General features: G+C 64.4%; 23 protein-coding genes. 9 read left to right on the top strand and 14 right to left on the bottom strand.

The annotated features are described in order from the left end of the window. Window positions 1–188 precede the first annotated feature (188 nt). The 3 genes from KEC45_RS11095 (at window position 189) to KEC45_RS11085 (ending at window position 1450) form a co-directional block, all read left to right on the top strand. Window positions 189–749, top strand: a complete 561-nt coding sequence (locus KEC45_RS11095; RefSeq protein ID WP_252170996.1) for a type 1 glutamine amidotransferase domain-containing protein — start codon at window positions 189–191, stop codon at window positions 747–749. Between the two features lie 153 nt (window positions 750–902). Next, the gene (locus tag KEC45_RS11090; RefSeq protein ID WP_252170995.1) at window positions 903–1094 is read left to right on the top strand and encodes a hypothetical protein; all 192 of its coding nucleotides are present in this window, start codon (window positions 903–905) and stop codon (window positions 1092–1094) included. Between the two features lie 152 nt (window positions 1095–1246). Next, window positions 1247–1450, top strand: a complete 204-nt coding sequence (locus KEC45_RS11085; RefSeq protein ID WP_054727962.1) for a hypothetical protein — start codon at window positions 1247–1249, stop codon at window positions 1448–1450. A gap of 65 nt (window positions 1451–1515) precedes the next feature. Here KEC45_RS11085 and KEC45_RS11080 read toward each other — a convergent pair whose 3' ends face one another. The 3 genes from KEC45_RS11080 to groES all read right to left on the bottom strand — a co-directional run bounded on the left by KEC45_RS11080 (window position 1516) and on the right by groES (window position 3750). Beyond that, entirely contained in the window at window positions 1516–1698 is a 183-nt protein-coding gene (locus KEC45_RS11080) for a hypothetical protein (protein WP_137892609.1), read from the bottom strand. Between the two features lie 72 nt (window positions 1699–1770). After that, window positions 1771–3390, bottom strand: a complete 1620-nt coding sequence (gene groL, locus KEC45_RS11075) for a chaperonin GroEL (protein ID WP_252170994.1) — start codon at window positions 3388–3390, stop codon at window positions 1771–1773. 45 nt (window positions 3391–3435) lie between these two features. Next, window positions 3436–3750, bottom strand: a complete 315-nt coding sequence (gene groES / locus KEC45_RS11070) for a co-chaperone GroES (RefSeq protein WP_252170993.1) — start codon at window positions 3748–3750, stop codon at window positions 3436–3438. A gap of 260 nt (window positions 3751–4010) precedes the next feature. On the opposite strand from groES, the gene KEC45_RS11065 reads away from it, so the two are divergent. Both KEC45_RS11065 and KEC45_RS11060 read left to right on the top strand, forming a co-directional pair. Continuing rightward, on the top strand, window positions 4011–4238 hold the full coding sequence (locus KEC45_RS11065) for a hypothetical protein (protein WP_252170992.1): 228 nt from the start codon (window positions 4011–4013) through the stop codon (window positions 4236–4238). After that, window positions 4235–4504 carry an usg protein gene (locus tag KEC45_RS11060; RefSeq protein ID WP_252170991.1) on the top strand — a complete coding sequence of 90 codons (270 nt, stop codon included), beginning with the start codon at window positions 4235–4237 and terminating at the stop codon, window positions 4502–4504. Before KEC45_RS11065 ends, KEC45_RS11060 begins: the two co-directional genes overlap by 4 nt. 90 nt (window positions 4505–4594) lie before the next feature. On the opposite strand, the gene KEC45_RS11055 is transcribed toward KEC45_RS11060, so the two are convergent. Together KEC45_RS11055 and KEC45_RS11050 are read right to left on the bottom strand one after the other, a co-directional pair. After that, on the bottom strand, window positions 4595–5074 hold the full coding sequence (locus tag KEC45_RS11055; protein WP_252170990.1) for an Hsp20 family protein: 480 nt from the start codon (window positions 5072–5074) through the stop codon (window positions 4595–4597). 227 nt (window positions 5075–5301) lie between these two features. After that, window positions 5302–5487 carry a YdcH family protein gene (locus KEC45_RS11050; RefSeq protein ID WP_054733396.1) on the bottom strand — a complete coding sequence of 62 codons (186 nt, stop codon included), beginning with the start codon at window positions 5485–5487 and terminating at the stop codon, window positions 5302–5304. A 419-nt stretch (window positions 5488–5906) separates the two neighbouring features. Between KEC45_RS11050 and KEC45_RS11045 the strand changes: the two genes are divergently transcribed. Continuing rightward, window positions 5907–6710, top strand: a complete 804-nt coding sequence (locus KEC45_RS11045; protein ID WP_252170989.1) for a class I mannose-6-phosphate isomerase — start codon at window positions 5907–5909, stop codon at window positions 6708–6710. Window positions 6711–6840: 130 nt separating this feature from the next. Here the strand turns inward: KEC45_RS11045 and asd are convergent, their stop codons facing one another. Continuing rightward, window positions 6841–7704, bottom strand: a complete 864-nt coding sequence (asd, locus tag KEC45_RS11040) for an archaetidylserine decarboxylase (RefSeq protein ID WP_252170988.1) — start codon at window positions 7702–7704, stop codon at window positions 6841–6843. 159 nt (window positions 7705–7863) lie between these two features. Further along, complete coding sequence (locus KEC45_RS11035; protein WP_252170987.1) at window positions 7864–8742, bottom strand: GNAT family N-acetyltransferase; 879 nt, start codon at window positions 8740–8742, stop codon at window positions 7864–7866. Window positions 8743–8865: 123 nt separating this feature from the next. Between KEC45_RS11035 and KEC45_RS11030 the strand changes: the two genes are divergently transcribed. Then, window positions 8866–9108: a KTSC domain-containing protein gene (locus tag KEC45_RS11030; RefSeq protein WP_252170986.1), complete on the top strand. Its 243-nt coding sequence runs from the start codon at window positions 8866–8868 to the stop codon at window positions 9106–9108. Window positions 9109–9146: 38 nt separating this feature from the next. On the opposite strand, the gene KEC45_RS11025 is transcribed toward KEC45_RS11030, so the two are convergent. From KEC45_RS11025 to ligD, 4 genes are all read right to left on the bottom strand, one after another. Beyond that, window positions 9147–10031: a Ku protein gene (locus tag KEC45_RS11025; RefSeq protein ID WP_252170985.1), complete on the bottom strand. Its 885-nt coding sequence runs from the start codon at window positions 10029–10031 to the stop codon at window positions 9147–9149. A gap of 183 nt (window positions 10032–10214) precedes the next feature. Beyond that, on the bottom strand, window positions 10215–10592 hold the full coding sequence (locus tag KEC45_RS11020) for a hypothetical protein (protein ID WP_252170984.1): 378 nt from the start codon (window positions 10590–10592) through the stop codon (window positions 10215–10217). Next, window positions 10589–11392 (bottom strand): exodeoxyribonuclease III, encoded by an 804-nt coding sequence (xth, locus tag KEC45_RS11015; protein WP_252170983.1) that lies wholly within the window; start codon window positions 11390–11392, stop codon window positions 10589–10591. The genes KEC45_RS11020 and xth overlap by 4 nt, the downstream gene beginning before the upstream one ends. Beyond that, on the bottom strand, window positions 11389–13272 hold the full coding sequence (gene ligD / locus KEC45_RS11010; protein ID WP_252170982.1) for a DNA ligase D: 1884 nt from the start codon (window positions 13270–13272) through the stop codon (window positions 11389–11391). The genes xth and ligD overlap by 4 nt, the downstream gene beginning before the upstream one ends. 102 nt (window positions 13273–13374) lie before the next feature. Between ligD and KEC45_RS11005 the strand changes: the two genes are divergently transcribed. Beyond that, entirely contained in the window at window positions 13375–13638 is a 264-nt protein-coding gene (locus tag KEC45_RS11005; RefSeq protein ID WP_077029150.1) for a DksA/TraR family C4-type zinc finger protein, read from the top strand. A 31-nt stretch (window positions 13639–13669) separates the two neighbouring features. Here the strand turns inward: KEC45_RS11005 and KEC45_RS11000 are convergent, their stop codons facing one another. Beyond that, window positions 13670–14701 carry a mannose-1-phosphate guanylyltransferase gene (locus tag KEC45_RS11000; protein ID WP_252170981.1) on the bottom strand — a complete coding sequence of 344 codons (1032 nt, stop codon included), beginning with the start codon at window positions 14699–14701 and terminating at the stop codon, window positions 13670–13672. Window positions 14702–15064: 363 nt separating this feature from the next. Between KEC45_RS11000 and KEC45_RS10995 the strand changes: the two genes are divergently transcribed. Then, on the top strand, window positions 15065–15289 hold the full coding sequence (locus KEC45_RS10995; RefSeq protein ID WP_252170980.1) for a hypothetical protein: 225 nt from the start codon (window positions 15065–15067) through the stop codon (window positions 15287–15289). Between the two features lie 36 nt (window positions 15290–15325). Here the strand turns inward: KEC45_RS10995 and KEC45_RS10990 are convergent, their stop codons facing one another. Together KEC45_RS10990 and KEC45_RS10985 are read right to left on the bottom strand one after the other, a co-directional pair. Further along, entirely contained in the window at window positions 15326–15622 is a 297-nt protein-coding gene (locus KEC45_RS10990; protein WP_252172035.1) for a plasmid stabilization protein, read from the bottom strand. Between the two features lie 190 nt (window positions 15623–15812). Then, a complete protein-coding gene (locus tag KEC45_RS10985; protein ID WP_252170979.1) occupies window positions 15813–16748 on the bottom strand; it encodes an SDR family oxidoreductase in 936 nt (311 codons plus the stop codon). Between the last annotated feature and the right edge of the window lie 174 nt (window positions 16749–16922).

Below are 16922 nucleotides of genomic sequence, written 5' to 3'. Positions count from 1 at the left end.
TGCAAAGATGGGCCGCACGGTCGCCGCCATTCTGGAAAATTGTCGAGGCTGCCCTCAACGCGATCACGGCCTCAGGCCTCGGTGCGGCCATTACCGATAGACGAGGACGGAGAGCCGCGCGCGCGGGCACGGGCGGGAACGACGATAGCCGCGGCGCATTGGTCATGAAACAGCAAAGGAGCTTTCCGATGACCAAGGACAATATACTCGCCGGCTGCAGGATCCTGATCATAGCGGCAGATGGCTTCGAACAATCCGAGCTTGAAGTGCCACTTCAGCGTCTGGAGGACGCGGGCGCGGAGGTCGAAATCGCATCGATCGACGATGATGATATTACCGGCTGGGACGAAGACGATTGGGGCGACGAGGTCGAAGTCGATCTCAAGATCGCCGACGTCGACACCGACCGTTATGACGCGCTCGTCCTGCCGGGCGGCCAGATCAATCCCGACTTGCTGCGGGTCGAGGACAAGGCGATCTCGATCATCCGGGCCTTCTCAGGTGCTGGCAAGCCGGTTGCCGCGATTTGCCATGCGCCGTGGCTTCTCGTCGAAGCCGGGCTCGCGTCGGGCAAGCGGATGACGAGCTACAAGTCGATCCGCACCGATGTTGCCAATGCCGGCGCGCAGGTGGTCGATGAGAGCGTCGTGGTCGACGGCAATATCATCACCAGTCGCTGTCCCGACGACCTGCCCGACTTTTGCGATGCGATCGTCGCAGCGGTGGCCGACCGCAGGGCGCGGGCGTAGCTGCGCCGAGCTCAATACGGGACTGTTGAGTTGTGAAACGGCGATCGCGTGCGCGAACGGCGATTCTTGCGATAAGCTGTTGAAAGCGGAGGGAACTCGCTGCTTTATGGCGCGTCGCTTCAAACCCTACCGCCCAGGCAGTTTGGAAAGAGGATGACCCACATCGGACAGAACAACCAGCAGGGCGGCCAACCCGATCGCAATCCGAACGAGAACCCCGGCCAGCATGAACAGGAGGATCAGCAGCGACGCCAGCCCGGTCGGGACAATGACCAGGACCAGGGCAACCAAGCCGGCCGCGACGACGAGGACCGTCAGAACCGCCGACGTCGGAAAGAAGAGTGACGCCGAGGCGTCGTCTCGGGGCAGGGCCGCACTTCGATGCGGTCCGGCCTTTTTCTATTCCCCGGTTGCGCCCATTCCAGGTGCAACCTTCCTAGCACTTTGGCATTTCTCCCTTCATCGATCGCGGACAGCGGAATGGGAAGGAGAGGCCCGTGCGAACGATTGAGATATGGCCCGACGAAATCGAGGGCGGCGACACCGAGCGAGAGGGTGTCTTCTACGCGACTATGCGCTTCATCGACAGGGAAGCCGAAACAGCCGTCGTGATCTATCTACAACCCGAGATCGAGCGGGGCATGATCGCCGATCTTTACGGCTGGGCGCAAAGCCGCGGCATGACCGGCCGAACGAACTGATTAGGAAGCATGGGTTGGCAAGCGGTCGCCCGCCTGGATCGGAGCGCCCCTTGGCGGCCACCTTTTCAATGCGGAGAAGTCGTTCGATGCAAGTCAGTCAGCACGGCGTTCCAGAATGCGATCTCTTCGTCATTGCCCCGGTCGCGCGACCATTGCACCTGCCTGGAGACGATGAAGTCGGCCTGTTTGCCATGCCGCAGCTTGATCTCCGACACACAATTTCGAATGTTATGACCTCCGAACGGCATTGCCGATCTCCTTGATGCTCCGCATAGAAACAGGGCAGGTGAGGGCGGCGGTTTCCCGCCGCCCTCGATATGTCAGAAGTCCATCGCCGGCATCGGCGCGGCCTTCTCCTCCTTCGGTAGCTCGGCGACGAGCGCCTCGGTGGTGATCAGCAGCGACGCGACCGACGCGGCATCCTGCAGCGCGGTGCGTACGACCTTGGCGGGGTCGATCACGCCTGCCTTGACGAGGTCCTGATACTCGCCAGTGGCGGCGTTGAAGCCCCAGCTATACTCCTCGCTTTCGAGGAGCTTGCCAACGATCCACGCGCCGTCCTCGCCGGCATTGTCGGCGATCTGACGCGCCGGGGCGCGGAGCGCGCGGCGGACGATGTCGATGCCTGACTGCTGGTCGTCGTTCGCGGCTTTCAGGCCTTCGAGCGCTTTCAGCGACCGGAGCAGCGCGATGCCGCCGCCCGGAAGAATGCCTTCTTCCACGGCCGCGCGTGTCGCATGGAGCGCGTCGTCGACACGGTCCTTCTTCTCCTTGACCTCGACCTCGGTCGCGCCGCCGACACGGATCACCGCGACACCGCCCGCGAGCTTGGCGAGCCGCTCCTGCAGCTTCTCGCGGTCGTAATCGCTTGTCGTGGTCTCGATCTGCTGGCGGATCTGCGCGACGCGGCCGTCGATATCCGACTTCGCGCCGACGCCGTCGACGATCGTCGTATTATCCTTGTCGATGACGACCTTCTTCGCGCGCCCGAGCATGTTGATCGTGACGCTCTCGAGCTTGATCCCGAGTTCCTCGCTGACGACATTGCCGCCGGTGAGCACGGCGATATCCTCGAGCATCGCCTTGCGGCGATCGCCAAAGCCCGGCGCTTTCACCGCCGCGACCTTGAGCCCGCCGCGCAGGCGATTGACGACGAGGGTTGCGAGCGCGTCGCCCTCAACATCCTCGGCGATGATGAGCAATGGCCGGCCCGACTGGACGACGCTCTCGAGGAGCGGCAGCATCGCCTGCAGGTTCGAGAGCTTCTTCTCGTGGATCAGAATGTACGGATCGTCGAGCTCGACCTTCAGCTTCTCGGCATTGGTGATGAAGTAGGGCGAGAGATAGCCGCGATCGAACTGCATGCCCTCGACCGTTTCGAGCTCGGTCGCGAGGCTCTTCGCTTCCTCGACGGTGATCACGCCCTCGTTGCCGACCTTTTCCATCGCCTCGGCGAGGATCTTGCCGACCTCTTCGTCGCCGTTCGCCGAGATGGTCGCGACCTGCGCGATCTCGCTGTTCGCTTCGACCGACTTGGCGTGCGCCTTGAGGTCCTCGACGACGGTGGTGACGGCAAGGTCGATGCCGCGCTTGACGTCCATCGGGTTCATGCCCGCGGCGACCGCCTTCGATCCCTCGCGGACGATCGCCTGCGCGAGCACGGTAGCGGTCGTGGTGCCGTCGCCGGCCTTGTCGTTCTGCTTGCTCGCGACCTCGCGCAGCATCTGCGCGCCCATATTTTCGAACTTGTCGGCAAGTTCGATTTCCTTGGCGACGGTGACGCCGTCCTTGGTGATGCGCGGTGCGCCAAAGCTTTTGTCGATCACGACGTTGCGGCCCTTCGGGCCCAGCGTGACCTTCACGGCATTCGCAAGCGTATCCACGCCGCGCAGCATGCGATCACGCGCGTCCGACGCAAATTTCACTTCCTTGGCAGCCATTTTTACCTCCTTCTTGCTGTCCTTTCAGTGGGTGATGAATGGGCGTTACGCCGCCTGCTTGAGCGCCTCGGCCTGCTCGATGACGCCGAGGATGTCGCTCTCCTTCATGATGAGCAGTTCCTCACCGTCGATGCGGACCTCGGTGCCCGACCATTTGCCGAACAGGATCCGGTCGCCGGCCTGGACGTCGAGCGCGGCGATGGTGCCGTCCTCGGCGCGGGCGCCCGGGCCGACGGCGACGACTTCGCCCTCCTGCGGCTTTTCCTTGGCTGTGTCGGGGATGATGATGCCGCCCGAGGTCTTTTCCTCGGCCTCGATGCGGCGGACGACCACACGGTCGTGCAAGGGACGGAAATGCATGCATAACCTCCATGTTGCATAACGATATGATAAGCCGGCGCGCCTGTCCGGGACGCGCGGCGCCGATGAGCTAGGAAGCGATTTTTTTCGCTTCAAGAGGTCTGGCGAAAATTTTTTGATGGCTGCGCTGGCGCGAAACTAACGCCCCATATCAGGGGGCTGAACCCTCTTGACTCGACTCGCTTCGCTCCCAAAATCTGTCCCTGCGGCGCTTTGCCGCACGACGAGAAAGGAAAGGCTACAAGGAAGGAGGCACGAATATGTCCGAGCCATTTTCCCGTTTTCTTCATCCCTTCGACGTGGCGCGTCACCCGAGCCTCGAGCCCGAGGTCAAGCGCGCCCTGCTCGCATCCTGGGCATCGGATCGCGCGGCGGTCCGCAACAAGCCCGCGCTTCGCAAACCCCCGGGGGCGAGGCGAGCGGTGCCAGTCGACGATGTGCTCGCGGCGCTTCGGTCGCTCGATGGCGGCGAGACGCGCGCGCCATGACCGACCGCGCGCTGATTGCACAGTTGGATGGCTACGGGCTGACGACCGCCGAGATCCATTATTACCGGCCCGATCACCCCTCGCTGCTCCAGCTCTTCGTCTGGCAGGATTATGATGTGCCACCGGATTTCCCGGTACTGTTCGACTTTCTTGCCATGTGGCGGCGGCAGATCGAAGCCGCACTCCATTCGGTGCGGATCGCGCACGATATGCTGATCGGACCCGCCGAGTGGAGTGCGGCAGATATCATTCGCTCGCTCGATTGAAATCGGGGCGGCGGCCGCCACCGTTCGGCGTTTAAATGCAATTTGATATTGAAGGGCGGGGCCAACGCTGAACGGCGGCCCCGCCCATTGTTACGCTTTTTCGAGCGTCTTTTCGTTCGACGATCCGATCCGGCGCGGCTCGGTGTCGCCGCCGCCGATCTCGATCTTACGCGGCTTCATCGCCTCGGGGACGACGCGGCTGAGCTCGATCGAGAGCAGCCCGTCGGCGAAGCTCGCGCCGCCGACCTCGATATAGTCGGCGAGCTGGAAGCGGCGCTCGAACGCGCGGCGCGCGATGCCGCGGTGGAGATAGACGAGCTTGGCGTCTTCCTCGGCGGGCTTGCCCGTGACGCTCAGTTGGTTCTGCTGCGCGACGATCTCGATCTCGTCGGGCTTGAACCCGGGGATGGCCAAGGTGACGCGGAAGCGGTCATCGGCATCGCGCACGATGTCGAAAGGGGGAAAGCCATCGGACGTTTCGCCGCGCTGCCCCTTCTCGAGCAGGTCGAAGAGATGATCGAAGCCCACCGTCGAGCGGCGATAGGGGGTAAAGTCAAAGTCGGTTCTCATTTCCAAATCCTCCTGATTGAAGCAATTCGGGCATGAGATGCGCCGGTACACAGAGCCGGCGCTCTCCATGTCCTGCAGACCCGGTCAATCCGGCATCTGGAAGGAAATTAGGAAGCCATTTTTCCGGTTTCAAGAGGTCGCGCGCGCGAAGATTCTGGATGCGCCATGTTCCGAAAATCCGCAGCGCCAAAGCGCGGAGCCGCAACGCGCGCGGCTCCGCGATCGGGTCAGGCGACGCGACTGTCGCCGGTATCGCGGCTCCATGCCGCGATCTGGTCCTTGATCGCCAGCTTCAGCTTCTTGAGCCGCGCAATCAGGACTTCGTCGGGCTGGCGGCGCTGCGCCTCCCGATCGATTTCGGCGTCGAGGCGGGCATGCTCGCGCCGCAGATAATCGATATGTTTGCTGGACATCTTCTTCTCCATGCCAAGTTGAGGATGTTGCAGCCCGAGCGGCTGCGGCGTGGATGTAGGAAAGCTATGGTCAGGATTTCAAGGGGTTGAAGTGTCCGCCTGTGGGAGACTGTCGGAAGCTGTGAAGAGCATCGCGCGGCGCCCCGCAGGGAAGGCACGACAGCCGGCATTGGGAAGCAAAGATGTAGAGGCGGTCGGCGCGCTACAGCTAAATCGTCACAACATGGGTTAGTCGCTGCAACCCGGCCCGGCGACCATTGTTTCGGTAGCATGCCGACTCGCGAGGAACAGGTTTACCCGCTCTTCCGGCGCGTCGCCGACGCCATTTGCGCTGTCCGCCTTCCTGGCCGCGCCTGGGACTAGGCGCTGCGCCGGAGCCAACGGGCATATGCTTCAGAATGGGAGTGATGGATGTGACCATGAAAGCACAGAAGCTTGATACGATCAGGGTCGAGAAACCCTGGGGCGTCGATCGGCTTCCTCCGCCCTTCGATGCACGGACTGGTGGCCGCGTCGGCGAAATCTGGTTTCGTCCGCCCCAATCCAATCCGCTGCTCGTGAAATATATCTTCACGAGCGAGCGCTTGTCGATCCAGGTCCATCCCGACGACCGGCAGGCGCAGGCGCGCGGACTTCCCGCAGGCAAGGAGGAATGCTGGTACATTCTTGACGCTGAGCCGGACGCGGTGCTCGGCATTGGCACGCTTCGCGCGCTCGGCGAGCGCGAACTCGCCGATACCGCCCGCTCGGGTGCTATCGAGGCGCTCATGGAGTGGCATCCGGTGCGCGCGAACATGTTCTTTCATATTCCGCCCGGAACCGTCCATGCGATCGGCACCGGGGTCACACTCGTCGAAATTCAGCAGAATGTGGATGTTACCTATCGTCTCTACGATTACGGCCGCCCGCGCGAGCTGCACCTCGCCGATGGGACGGCGGTCGCGAAGGCCGCGCCGATGTCACGCGATCTCTGCCGCCAAGTCGATATCGCAGAGAGCGCGTTGTTGCTCGACAGCCGCCATCTCGTGGTCGCGCACCTGAACGCCAACGACCTTTCGCCGCTTGCCGATGCGAGGGATGGGGCGATGATCGTCCCGCTCAGCGGCACGGTCGCAGCTGACGGCGTGACCGCGCAGGCGGGCGAGTGCCTGTGGGCCGAGGACGTCGCTACCATCGAGGCCGGAGCCGGCGCGCGTTTTCTGGCGGGTTGGCACAAGCCTTGACGCCCCGCTCGACCTTGGCGCGTCACCGATGGGGGCCGATCCGCCTGCGCCAACTGGCCTGGCACCGTCCCGCCGCCCGAAACGCCTAGCGAGGCGCGTCGGCTGCCGCGCGTGTCACAGGGTTGATCGGCTATCCGCCCGACGCTTTCTCTACGGCGCTTCCCATCTCCTCTCCGAGGCGCACCGGCCGTTCGGGAAACCAATCGGGGTTGAACGCGATCGCTTGCTTCTCGAACAGCATCACGATCGTGGAGCCGAGGAGAAAGCGACCCATCTCGTCGCCCTTGCGCAGCGAGACTTCATCGGGGGCGTAGGACCATGACGATATCTTGCCCGATCGCTTTGCATTCACCACGCCATGCCATGACGCTGCGATGCTGCCGACGATGGTCGCACCTACGAGTATCATCGCGAAATGGCCGTGAATGGGGGACTCGAACAGGCATATGACCCGCTCGTTGCGCGCGAAAAGGCCGGGCACCCCGCGCGCGGTCGTCGGGTTGACGGAAAAGAGCGAGCCCGGGACGTGGATCATGCGTCTGAGCTCCCCGTCGCACGGCATGTGCAGCCGGTGATAATCCTTGGGCGAAAGATAGAGGTTGGCGAAACTGCCGTCGCGAAACGTCGCGGCGAGGGCAGCGTCGCCGCCCAGTATCGCGGTGGTGGTGAAACGGTGGCCCTTGGCCTGGACGATGTGATGATCGTCGATGGCGCCGAACTGGCTGATGGCACCGTCGACCGGACAGATGAAATCGGCCTCCGCCCGCGGGCGAGCGCCGGCTTTCAGCGGACGCGTGAAGAAGTCGTTGAAGTTTGCATAGCTGCGGATGTCGGGATTTTCCGCTTCGCTCATGTCGACGCCATATTTGGCGACGAACCATTGGATCAGTCGCGGGGTCAGCCGGCCCGACGACGCGGCAACACGGCCGGCGAATTCGGTCAGCCGCCGCTTCGGCATCGCATGCTGGGCAAGAATTGTCAGGCGCTCGAACATGATATCATCCGTTGGTCGATCCTTCGGAGGGAAAGCCGATCGCCTGGGGAGAGACGACGGCGCCCGCCTCTTCGTTCCGGCGGTGATGCTTTATCCCGATGTCGTGGGGTAAGGAAGGCGCATGGCCGGGAGCGGAAAATAATCGGGTAGGGCGCGCGCTCAGTCTCGCCGGGCCTTTAGCGCCCCTCCCGCCGAACGGACGAGGCGGTAACTCTTCTGCTCATAGTTCCGCGCGCGCAGGAAGTTGTGGGCGTTGTTGATCATGATGTCGCTCATGATCTCGATCGTGCCGCATCCGCCCTTGGCGAGAGCCGTCTCGGCGGCGGTCAGGAGCGCCGTCCCGATGCCGCGCCGCCGACGCTCGCCGTCGACAAGCAGCAGGGTGACGCGGCCGACGAGGCCGTGCTGCAAGGTCGGAACGACCGCCCAGGCGCAGCATCCGACCAGCCCGCCGGCATCGGCGACGAGAAGCCCGGCCTTCGCTTTGCCGATCGCCTCGATATTCGCATCGATCGATATGCGCTTGGGCGGCTCGGCAAGCTGGGCGAGCAGACGGGCGAGAGCTTTTCGGTCCTTGCCCGTCGCGGGCCGCAGGCTGAGCTCGGATTCCGGCAGGACTTCGGGTTTGACGATCCTCAGCACCGGCTTGGCTTTCGGCGGCGGCGGCGGATCCTGCCGCCTTCGTGCAGGCTCGGGTGACGGTGGCGGACTCGTTTTTCCGCGTCGGCGGATAGGCGAATGCTCCTCGATGGGTTCGGCGGCTTTGGGTGCCTTCTTGGCAGACTTCGCCGCGGGTTCGCGTTCGGCCGAGAGTTTCCAGCTGTCGGCCGCGCCGCCGCGAAGATAGTGCGCGATGTCGGCGGCGCTTGCCATGAGCCCTTGTTCGCCGATCCCGAGGAGCGGCTTGCCCGCCGCATCGGTGAGGCCGAACTTCCCATAGTCGCCGACGCCCGGCGTTCGCTTTCGCGACCGGACGAGTTTCATCCCGCGGTGTTCGGCGATTGCGCGAAGCTCGTCGGCTGTCGGCTCGGTTGTCATCGATCAGGGCCGGCAAGGAGAGGCGGGGCGGGTCTGCGGGGAGGGGGCGCTCGCTCGGACCGGCGGCGCGCGCTTGCCCGCGCCCTGGTGGGAACCTGTGCGGCTGCAACGCGCTCTGCCCCTATGCGCGCGCGCCGCTTCACCCGCTCGACCATGATCGACCATGTCGCCTATGACGAGGCGGCGTCGGTGCTTTCCATCAGCTTCCGGGGCACCGGCATATATCTTTATCATGGCGTCCCGCGCGCGATCTACGACGGGCTCTGCGCTGCGGAATCGCTCGGCGCCTATTTCAACGCGCATATCAAGGATCATTTCCGGTGCGAGCGCGACCCGGCGCGCCGGCGGTTCGGTCCCGGTGCCTGAGCGCCCGACTGCGAATGCGGGCATTGTGAAGGCGCGGCTCATGCGCGCTTGCGCGCGGCGGTCTTGGTCGGCGCCTTTTTCGTCGGCGTCTTTTTGGCCGGCGCCTTCCTGGCGCTGGCGGCCTTGGCCTTCCCGCCGCCGTCGCCGATCGACTTCTTGAGCGCCGCCATCAGGTCGACGACGTTCGATCCGCTCGGCGCCTTCTCGTCCTTCCCGTCGTCGAGATTGAGCGTCTTGCCCTTCTTCTTGCGCTCGATAAGCTCCTTCAGCGCCTCGACATAGCGATCGTGAAAGTCGCTCGCGTCGAACTTGCCCGTTTTCTTGTCGATCAGCGTCGTCGCGAGGTCGAGCAGGTCTTCGTCGGGATCGCTGTCGGCAATGTCGCGGAAATAGCTCGCCGCCTTGTTGACCTCGTCGGCATAGCGCAGCGTCTCCATGACGAGACCCCGGCCGCACGCCTTGATGCTGACGACATATTCACGGCCGCGCATCGCGAGCTGGCCGAGACCGACCTTGCCCGTGCGGCGCAGCGCCTCGCGCAGCACGATGAACGCTTCCTCGGCAAGGTCGTCGGCGGGGACGACATAATAGGGCTTCTCGAAATAGATCTCGTCGATATCCTCGGCCTCGACGAACTGGGTGAGCTCGAGCGTCTTCTTGCTCTCGAGCTTGACCCCTTCGATCTCCTCGTCGTCGAGCAGGACATATTGGTCCTTGGCATATTGGAATCCCTTGACGATCTCGTCGACGTCGACCGGGCCGACGCCGGGGACGACCTTTTCATATTTGATGCGCTTGCCGGTCGGCTCGTGGATCTGGTTGAACGCGATCGTCGCCCCGCTCTTCGTCGCCGAATAGATCTCGACCGGGATCGAAACGAGCGCCAGGCGGATCTGGCCTTTCCAATAAGGGCGCGCAGCCATCGTCACTCACTCCTTTGCCAATGCTCCTTCAATGCGCGCGGTCGCCGAGCGTTCCGCGCCGGCGATGGGAAGGGAAGCCCGATCGCCGCAACGGGATCGAAAGCGGGAGCTGGAAATGGCCGGACAGTCGCGAACGCGCGCGCCTGCCGTTTTCGCGGCCCGCGACTTGCCGATCCGAGCTTGTCAGACGGTCCAGCGCGCGGGCGCGAGCGCGATGGCGATCGGAGGATGCACCCGCTGCCATTTCGTTGCGGCGAGCACGTCGTTGCTCTCCTTCGCCTCGCGGCCCGGCCCAAGCGACCAGGTGATATGATAATGGCTGCCGTCGCCGCGATCGGTGGTGCCGCCGATGCGCACGACGAGCGCCTGGACGCCCGCGCCGTCGTCGACTTCGCCGACGATCTCGCCCGCGTGCGCGGCGGGTAGGGGCGTGTCCTCGGCGGTCCCGAAACGAAGCGTCACATGGTCGGCAACCAGCTCGGCATAGCGCGGTTCGAACCGTTCGAGCAGCCGGTCGCGCTCGGCGGGCGGAAGCTTCCAGCCGGCGATGGTGCGCGTCATGACGCCCTGCGCTTTCGCTTTGTGGAGCCCGCGCCAAGTTCGATCCAGGCCGGCGCATGGTCGCTCGTCTTGTCGAGCGCCCGCGGGCGGGTGTCGACGCCGGCGGCCTCGAGCCGCTTCGCCGCGGGCTTGTTGAGAAGCAGATGGTCGATGCGGATGCCGGCATTGCGTTCGAACGAGCGCCGCCAATAAGCCCAGAAGCTGTAGATGCGCTCCTCGGGATGCAAATGGCGGATCGCATCGGTCCAGCCTTGGTCGAGGATGCGCCGGTAGGCGGCTTTGGCTTCGGGCGCGAAGAGCGCGTCCTTCTTCCAGTTCGCGGGCTTGTACACATCGAGGTCGGTGGGAATGACGTTGAAGTCGCCGCAGATGACGACGGGGGCATCGAGGTCGAAGAGCGTTGTCAGATGCGCGTCGAGCCGCGCCATCCACTGCATCTTGTAATCGAACTTCGGACCGGGCCAGGGGTTGCCGTTGGGAAGATAGAGGCCGGCGACGAGGATGCCGCCGACCGCGGCCTCGATATAGCGGCTCTGCACGTCGCCGGGATCGCCGGGGAGCCCGCGGCGCGTTTCGTGGATTTCGCCGACGCGGCTCAGCATAGCGACGCCGTTCCAGCGGCTCTGGCCGTGCCAGATCACGTCATAGCCCGCGTCGCGGATCGCCTTCTCGGGGAATTGCTCCTGAGGGGCTTTCAATTCCTGCAGGCAAACGATGTCGGGCTCGGCCTGCGCGAGCCAGCCGAGCAGAATGTCGAGGCGGCCGCCGATGCCGTTCACATTATAGGTCGCGATCTTCACAGGTCGGGCAGCGTCTGGTCGGCGCGGCCCCAGCCTTGCAGCGCCTTGAGGCTCGCGCGCTTCAGAAGCTCCTTCGCGTCGGTGATGCGGAAATGCGAAGGCTTGTCGATCGTCTCCATTTCCTTCCAGCTGATGGGCGCGGCGACCGGCGCGCCTTCACGGGCCCGCGCCGAATAGGGCATCACCGCGGTCGCGCCGCGCTGGTTGCGGAGATAATCGACGAAGATCCGGCCCTTGCGCTGCGCCTTGGGGAGGGCGGCGGTGAAGCGGTCGGAATCCATCTGGGCGACGGCGCGGGCGAGCCGGTGCGCGAAGTCTTTGACCTCGGGCCATTCGGCGCGCGGCACGAGCGGGGCGATCACATGGACGCCCTTGCCGCCGGTGAGCATCGGGAAGGTCTCGAGGCCCATCTGCTTCAGGATGTCGCGGAACTGGAAGGCGGCGCTGCGGACCGCCTCGAAATCGAGACCGACGTCGGGATCGAGATCGAAGACGAGCCGATCGGCCTTCTCGACATCCTCGATGCGCGCGCCCCAGCCATGGAATTCGATCGTGCCCATTTGGACGCAGGTCATCAGGCCCTCGGGCGTGTCCATATAGAGATAGGGCTGGTTGTCGCCATCCTTCTCCTCGATCGCGACCTGCTTCACCGCATCGCCGAAGCTTCCGGCATCATGTTTCTGGAAGAAGCATTTCTTGGCGCGGCCCTGCGGACAGCGCACGAGGCTGATCGGGCGCGAACCCGCCCACGGCAGCATGATCGGCGCGACCGCGGCATAATATTCTGCAAGCTCGCCCTTGGTGAGCCCCGCCTCGGGAAAGATGACCCGGTCGGGGTTGCTGATCGGTACCGGCGAGGCGTGCGCCACCTCGGCGACCGCCGCTTCGCTTTCGATCACGACCGCTTCGGGCTTCTTGTCCTCACGAAGGCCGAGATAGCTCGGGTGGCGGAGCGTGCCATCGTTCGTCATCTCGGTGAAGGCGATCTCGGCGACGAGCTTCGGCTCGATCCAGTGCGCGCCGCGCGTCTCGGTGCGGGGCGCCTTCACCGTCGGCTCCTTTCGTTCGAGCGGCTTCATCATCGCCTGGAGGCGGAAGAGCTCCTCGGTATCGAAACCGGTCCCGACCTTGCCCGCGTAGCGCAGCGCGCCCTTCTCATGGACGCCAAGCATCAGCGAGCGGAACGCGCGCGACTTGTCGGAAGGCGTCCAGCCGACGATGACGAACTCCTGCCGCTTGATGCACTTGGCCTTGAGCCAGCTTCCCGCGCGCGCGCCGACATAGCGCGCATCGCCCTTTTTCGAGATGACCCCTTCGAGACCCGCAGCGCAGAAACTCTCGAGCAATGCCTCGCCGCTGCCCGCGATATGATCCGAGTAGCGGATATGCCTGGAGGCCTTGGGAAGAATTTTGGCAAGATGCGCCTTGCGGTCGAGGAGGGGGAGGGGGGTCAGATCCTCGCCGTCCAGCGCGAGCAGATCGAAGGCGAAATAGTCGATGCTGTCCGGGGTGGCCTTGAGGGCATTTTGCAGTGACTGGAAGCTTGAGCGGCCTTCAGCATCGAGCACGACCGCTTCACCGTCGATCAGCGCGCTGTCTACCTTCAGCTTTGCGGCCTCGGCGAGGAGCGGCGCGAAGCGCTCCGACCAGTCGAGACCCGAGCGCGTATAGGCGCGGGCCTCGCCGCCGCCGACCGCGATCAGCAGGCGGTAGCCGTCATATTTCATCTCGTGAACCCAGCCCCTGCCGGCGGGAATGCTGTCGACGAGCGTCGCCAGCTGGACCGGACGAAAGGGCGGGGGAGCCGCAGCCTTTCGTTCGCCGCGCTTCGAAGAGGGGGCGCGGTCTGCAGGGCTCGGTGCGGCGGTCTTTCTGGCCATGGACTCAAGACCATCCGGCGCCGCGATCGTTCCCGGCGGCGGGGCAACTTGCCCGCCCCGCCATGCGTTCCCATTTTCGCCCCCGAGACATGGAGCTTCAACATGGCGAATGGCTGGGCGCGCGACGGCGCCGTTCAGGAGCAGATCGACGACACGGTGAGCGATGCCGTCAAGGAGGCGCGCCTGAGGCTGCTGTCCGGCAAGGGCGCGGACTATTGCGACGATTGCGGCGAGCGGATTCCGCAGGCGCGGCGAAAGGCCTTGCCTGCGAGCCGTACCTGCATCGGGTGCCAGACGCTTCGCGACGCCGAACGCCGTCCGGCCGGTTTCAACCGCCGGGGAAGCAAGGACAGTCAGCTGCGTTGACCCCTTTGGAAAGCGGGGCGCGGCATGGACTTCAGGCGCGCGCCTTGGCTGCGGCGCGGACCTCCTGCGATCGGTCGAGCGCGATAACGAGGATATCGTCGCCGTCGACGATGACGCCGACATTGTCCATGCCGACGAGCGACACGCGTTTTCCGGGTGCGCGGACGAGGCAATTATGGCTGTCGTGTGCGAAAAGATCGTCGCTGCAAGCATTACCGGCCGCGTCGGCACCTGCGAGCGCGTGCACCGCCTGCCAGCTGCCGAGGTCCGACCAGCCCATCGACACGGGGACGACCGCGACGCGGGCGTCTTTCTCCATCACGGCATAGTCGATCGAATCAGAGGGCGCCTGTTCGAACGGCGCGCTTGCCGCGTGAAGGGCATCGCCATCGTGCAGCGCATTAGCGACCGCGGCTTCCGCCGCGCGATATATGGCCGGGCAATGCGTGAGCATCGCCTCGCGCATGCGACCGGCCCGGAAGAGGAAGATGCCGGCGTTCCAGCTGTAGCCACCCTCGCGAAGCATAGCTTCGGCATCGGCGAGGGGCGGCTTCTCGACGAAGCGGGCGACGGCAAATCCCGCGCCGCCGAGCGGTGGGCCGCTGGCGATGTAGCCGAAGCCCGTGTCGGGTCGATCGGGGGCGATGCCAAATGTGACCAGCCAGTCGTCGCGCGCCAGATCGGCGGCTTTGGCGATGCCGCCCCGGAATGCGGCTACATCGGCGATGACATGATCGCTCGGCATGACGAGCAGCAGCACGTTATCGGCCGACGAAGCGACCGCGAGCGCGATGGCGGCAGCGGTGTTGCGCGCCGCGGGCTCGACGATCAGCCGAAGGTCGCGACCCTCGGATTGCTCGCGCACCATCGCGACATGCTCGGCGCCGCACACGATGAGCGGCGCCGAAAAGCCGGCTCCGCTTGCCCGATCGAGCGTGCGGGCGAACAGGCTCTCTTTTCCGATGATGTCGAGAAACTGTTTGGCCCGCGCGCCGCGGGAAGCGGGCCAGAGGCGCGTACCCGCGCCGCCGCAAAGAATGACGGGCTGGATCGTCGCAGACATAGGATCAACCTTCCAGGGTCGGGGCGGAGGCGTGCGAGCTCGACCCGATCGCGGCGCGCTGAGACTCTCCGCGGTTTTCGAAATTTCGCGACCGGCTGAACCATCTCCAACCGAACGCCGCGCAAGCGAGCGAGTTGCCCCTGCTTCTGGGAAAAGGCCCGAAATCCCGGTCTGATTAACGCAGGTTATACCGATTCCTCGCATGCGTGGTCCGGATTGAGCGCGGCCCCATGTCCTGTCGCGTCGGAAGATTGCGAAGTCGGCGTGGCGAATGCGCGAACGAGGCAGCGTCATGGAGCATTACAGGTCGGACTTCACTCCCGCCGCATGCAGCCCGCCGGGGCGCCGGGGCGTTGAACAAGCATGAACCAGAGCGACATATTTCTAATGCTGGCCGGGCAAGAACTGAAATTCCTCTCCGATCTCATCGCGCGGATCGATCAAGGACGCCTTGATCCTGTCGGCCTCGACCGGGAGGCCGCGATCCTCCTCCTGCGCGAGGTAGCGGCGGAGCGCCGAAGCCTAGTCGATCGCCTGAAATCTTATGAGGGTGAGAGCGGCGCTGCCTGGACCGGAGCGCCCGTATAGGGGCTCTTTGTCGGTCCTTGCTAATCTCGTCCGCCGCTATCCCTTGGCATTTCGGCGGCGCGTTTCCCAACCCTTTTTCGCTGCCGCCGATCGCTCTTCGCTACTCTTGCCCGCACCGCTTTTGCGACCACCTTTTCTCGAGGCTTCATGGGTATCGGGCTGGCCACGGCCGGAACCCGATTTGTTGCCGCCGCCCGACTCCTTGTTCACCGTTGCCCATGCGCGGCTCTCCGCTTCCTTTTTGCCGACGCCGCGCTTCTCATAACTTTCTTCGATATGCTCGGCCTTGCGCTTTTGCTTGTCGGTGTAGCTCGATTTGTCCCCACGGGGCATGACAATTCTCCCTATCCGGCCCCCTTTGGTCAACCAACGGAACATCTTGGGGTTTCGCTAAAGACGCTAATCCGTGGCATGCAAGACCTCGCTTGCGGAGACGGACACGAGCGCGCTGGCCGTGTCGGCGCCGCGTGACAATCGTTGCGAGCGGCGGCGGCGCCCAGATATGATTGCCGCTCGGCGCGGTCTATCCGTTGACGACCGTTCCGCCGTTCGGGTGGAGCACCTGGCCCGACATGTAGCTGCTGTCGTCGCACGCAAGAAAGAGGAAGCTCGGTGCGACCTCGTTGGGCTCTCCCGGTCGCTTCATCGGCGTCGTCTCGCCAAAACTTTCGACTTTTTCGGCAGGCGCTCCGCCGCGTGGATTGAGCGGGGTCCAGATCGGGCCGGGCGCGACCGCATTCACCCTGATGCCCTTCTCGATCAGATTCTCGCTGAGCGAGCGCGTGAAGGCGGTAATGGCGCCCTTGGTCGCACTATAGTCAAGCAGACCACCGCTCCCCTGATACATGGTCACGCTCGTGCAATTGATGATCGCCGCGCCTTTCTTGAGATGCGGCAGCGCAGCCTGCACAAGATAGAACATGCCGAAGATATTGGTGGCGAAGGTGCGCCGCAGCTGCTCTGGGCTGATGTCGCGAATATCGTCCGCCGGATGCTGTTCGCCCGCATTGTTGACGAGAACATCGATGCGCTTCAGCTTGCTCACGACCTTGTCGACGATAGTCTTTCCGGCGCTGGTTTTACCCACGTCGGCTTTGACGAGGATCGCGGTGCGCCCTTCGGCGCCTACGAGCGAAGCCGTTTCCTCGGCATCGGCCTCGTTGCTCTTGTAAACGATGGCGATGTCCGCACCTTCGCGGGCGAACAATACGGCTACCGCGCGCCCGATCCCGCTGTCGCCGCCGGTCACGATCGCGACCTTGTCCTTGAGCCGGTCGGAACCGGCATAGCGCGGCTCCCATTTCGGCGCGCGGTCGAGATCGGATTCCCGGTCTTTCGGCGGCGTGCGGATCGTCTTCGTGTCGCCGACCTCCTTCCGCAGTTTCCTTGCCGCCGTCTGTTTTCCGCGCTTCTCGGACGCGGTTTCTCCGACCTTTCCGGCCTCTGATTTGCGTGCCATTGCCGACTCCTCCTGTTCTGCCTGTCATCGACAAACCGGCGGGTCCTACACTTGGTTGCGGAGCACTTGGCTCATGCCGAGCTGCGCTGCGGCGGAGCTGTCCGGTACATTCCATGGGCTGGACATGCGCGGCCGACTTTCTACCTATGCAGCGTTGCAATCCTTGCCGCCCGG

It is taken from the genome of Sphingopyxis sp. USTB-05, from assembly GCF_023822045.1.
Taxonomy (GTDB): domain Bacteria; phylum Pseudomonadota; class Alphaproteobacteria; order Sphingomonadales; family Sphingomonadaceae; genus Sphingopyxis.
The sequence above is the reverse complement of the archived record's forward strand: the minus strand, read 5'-3'. Positions and strand labels throughout refer to the sequence as shown.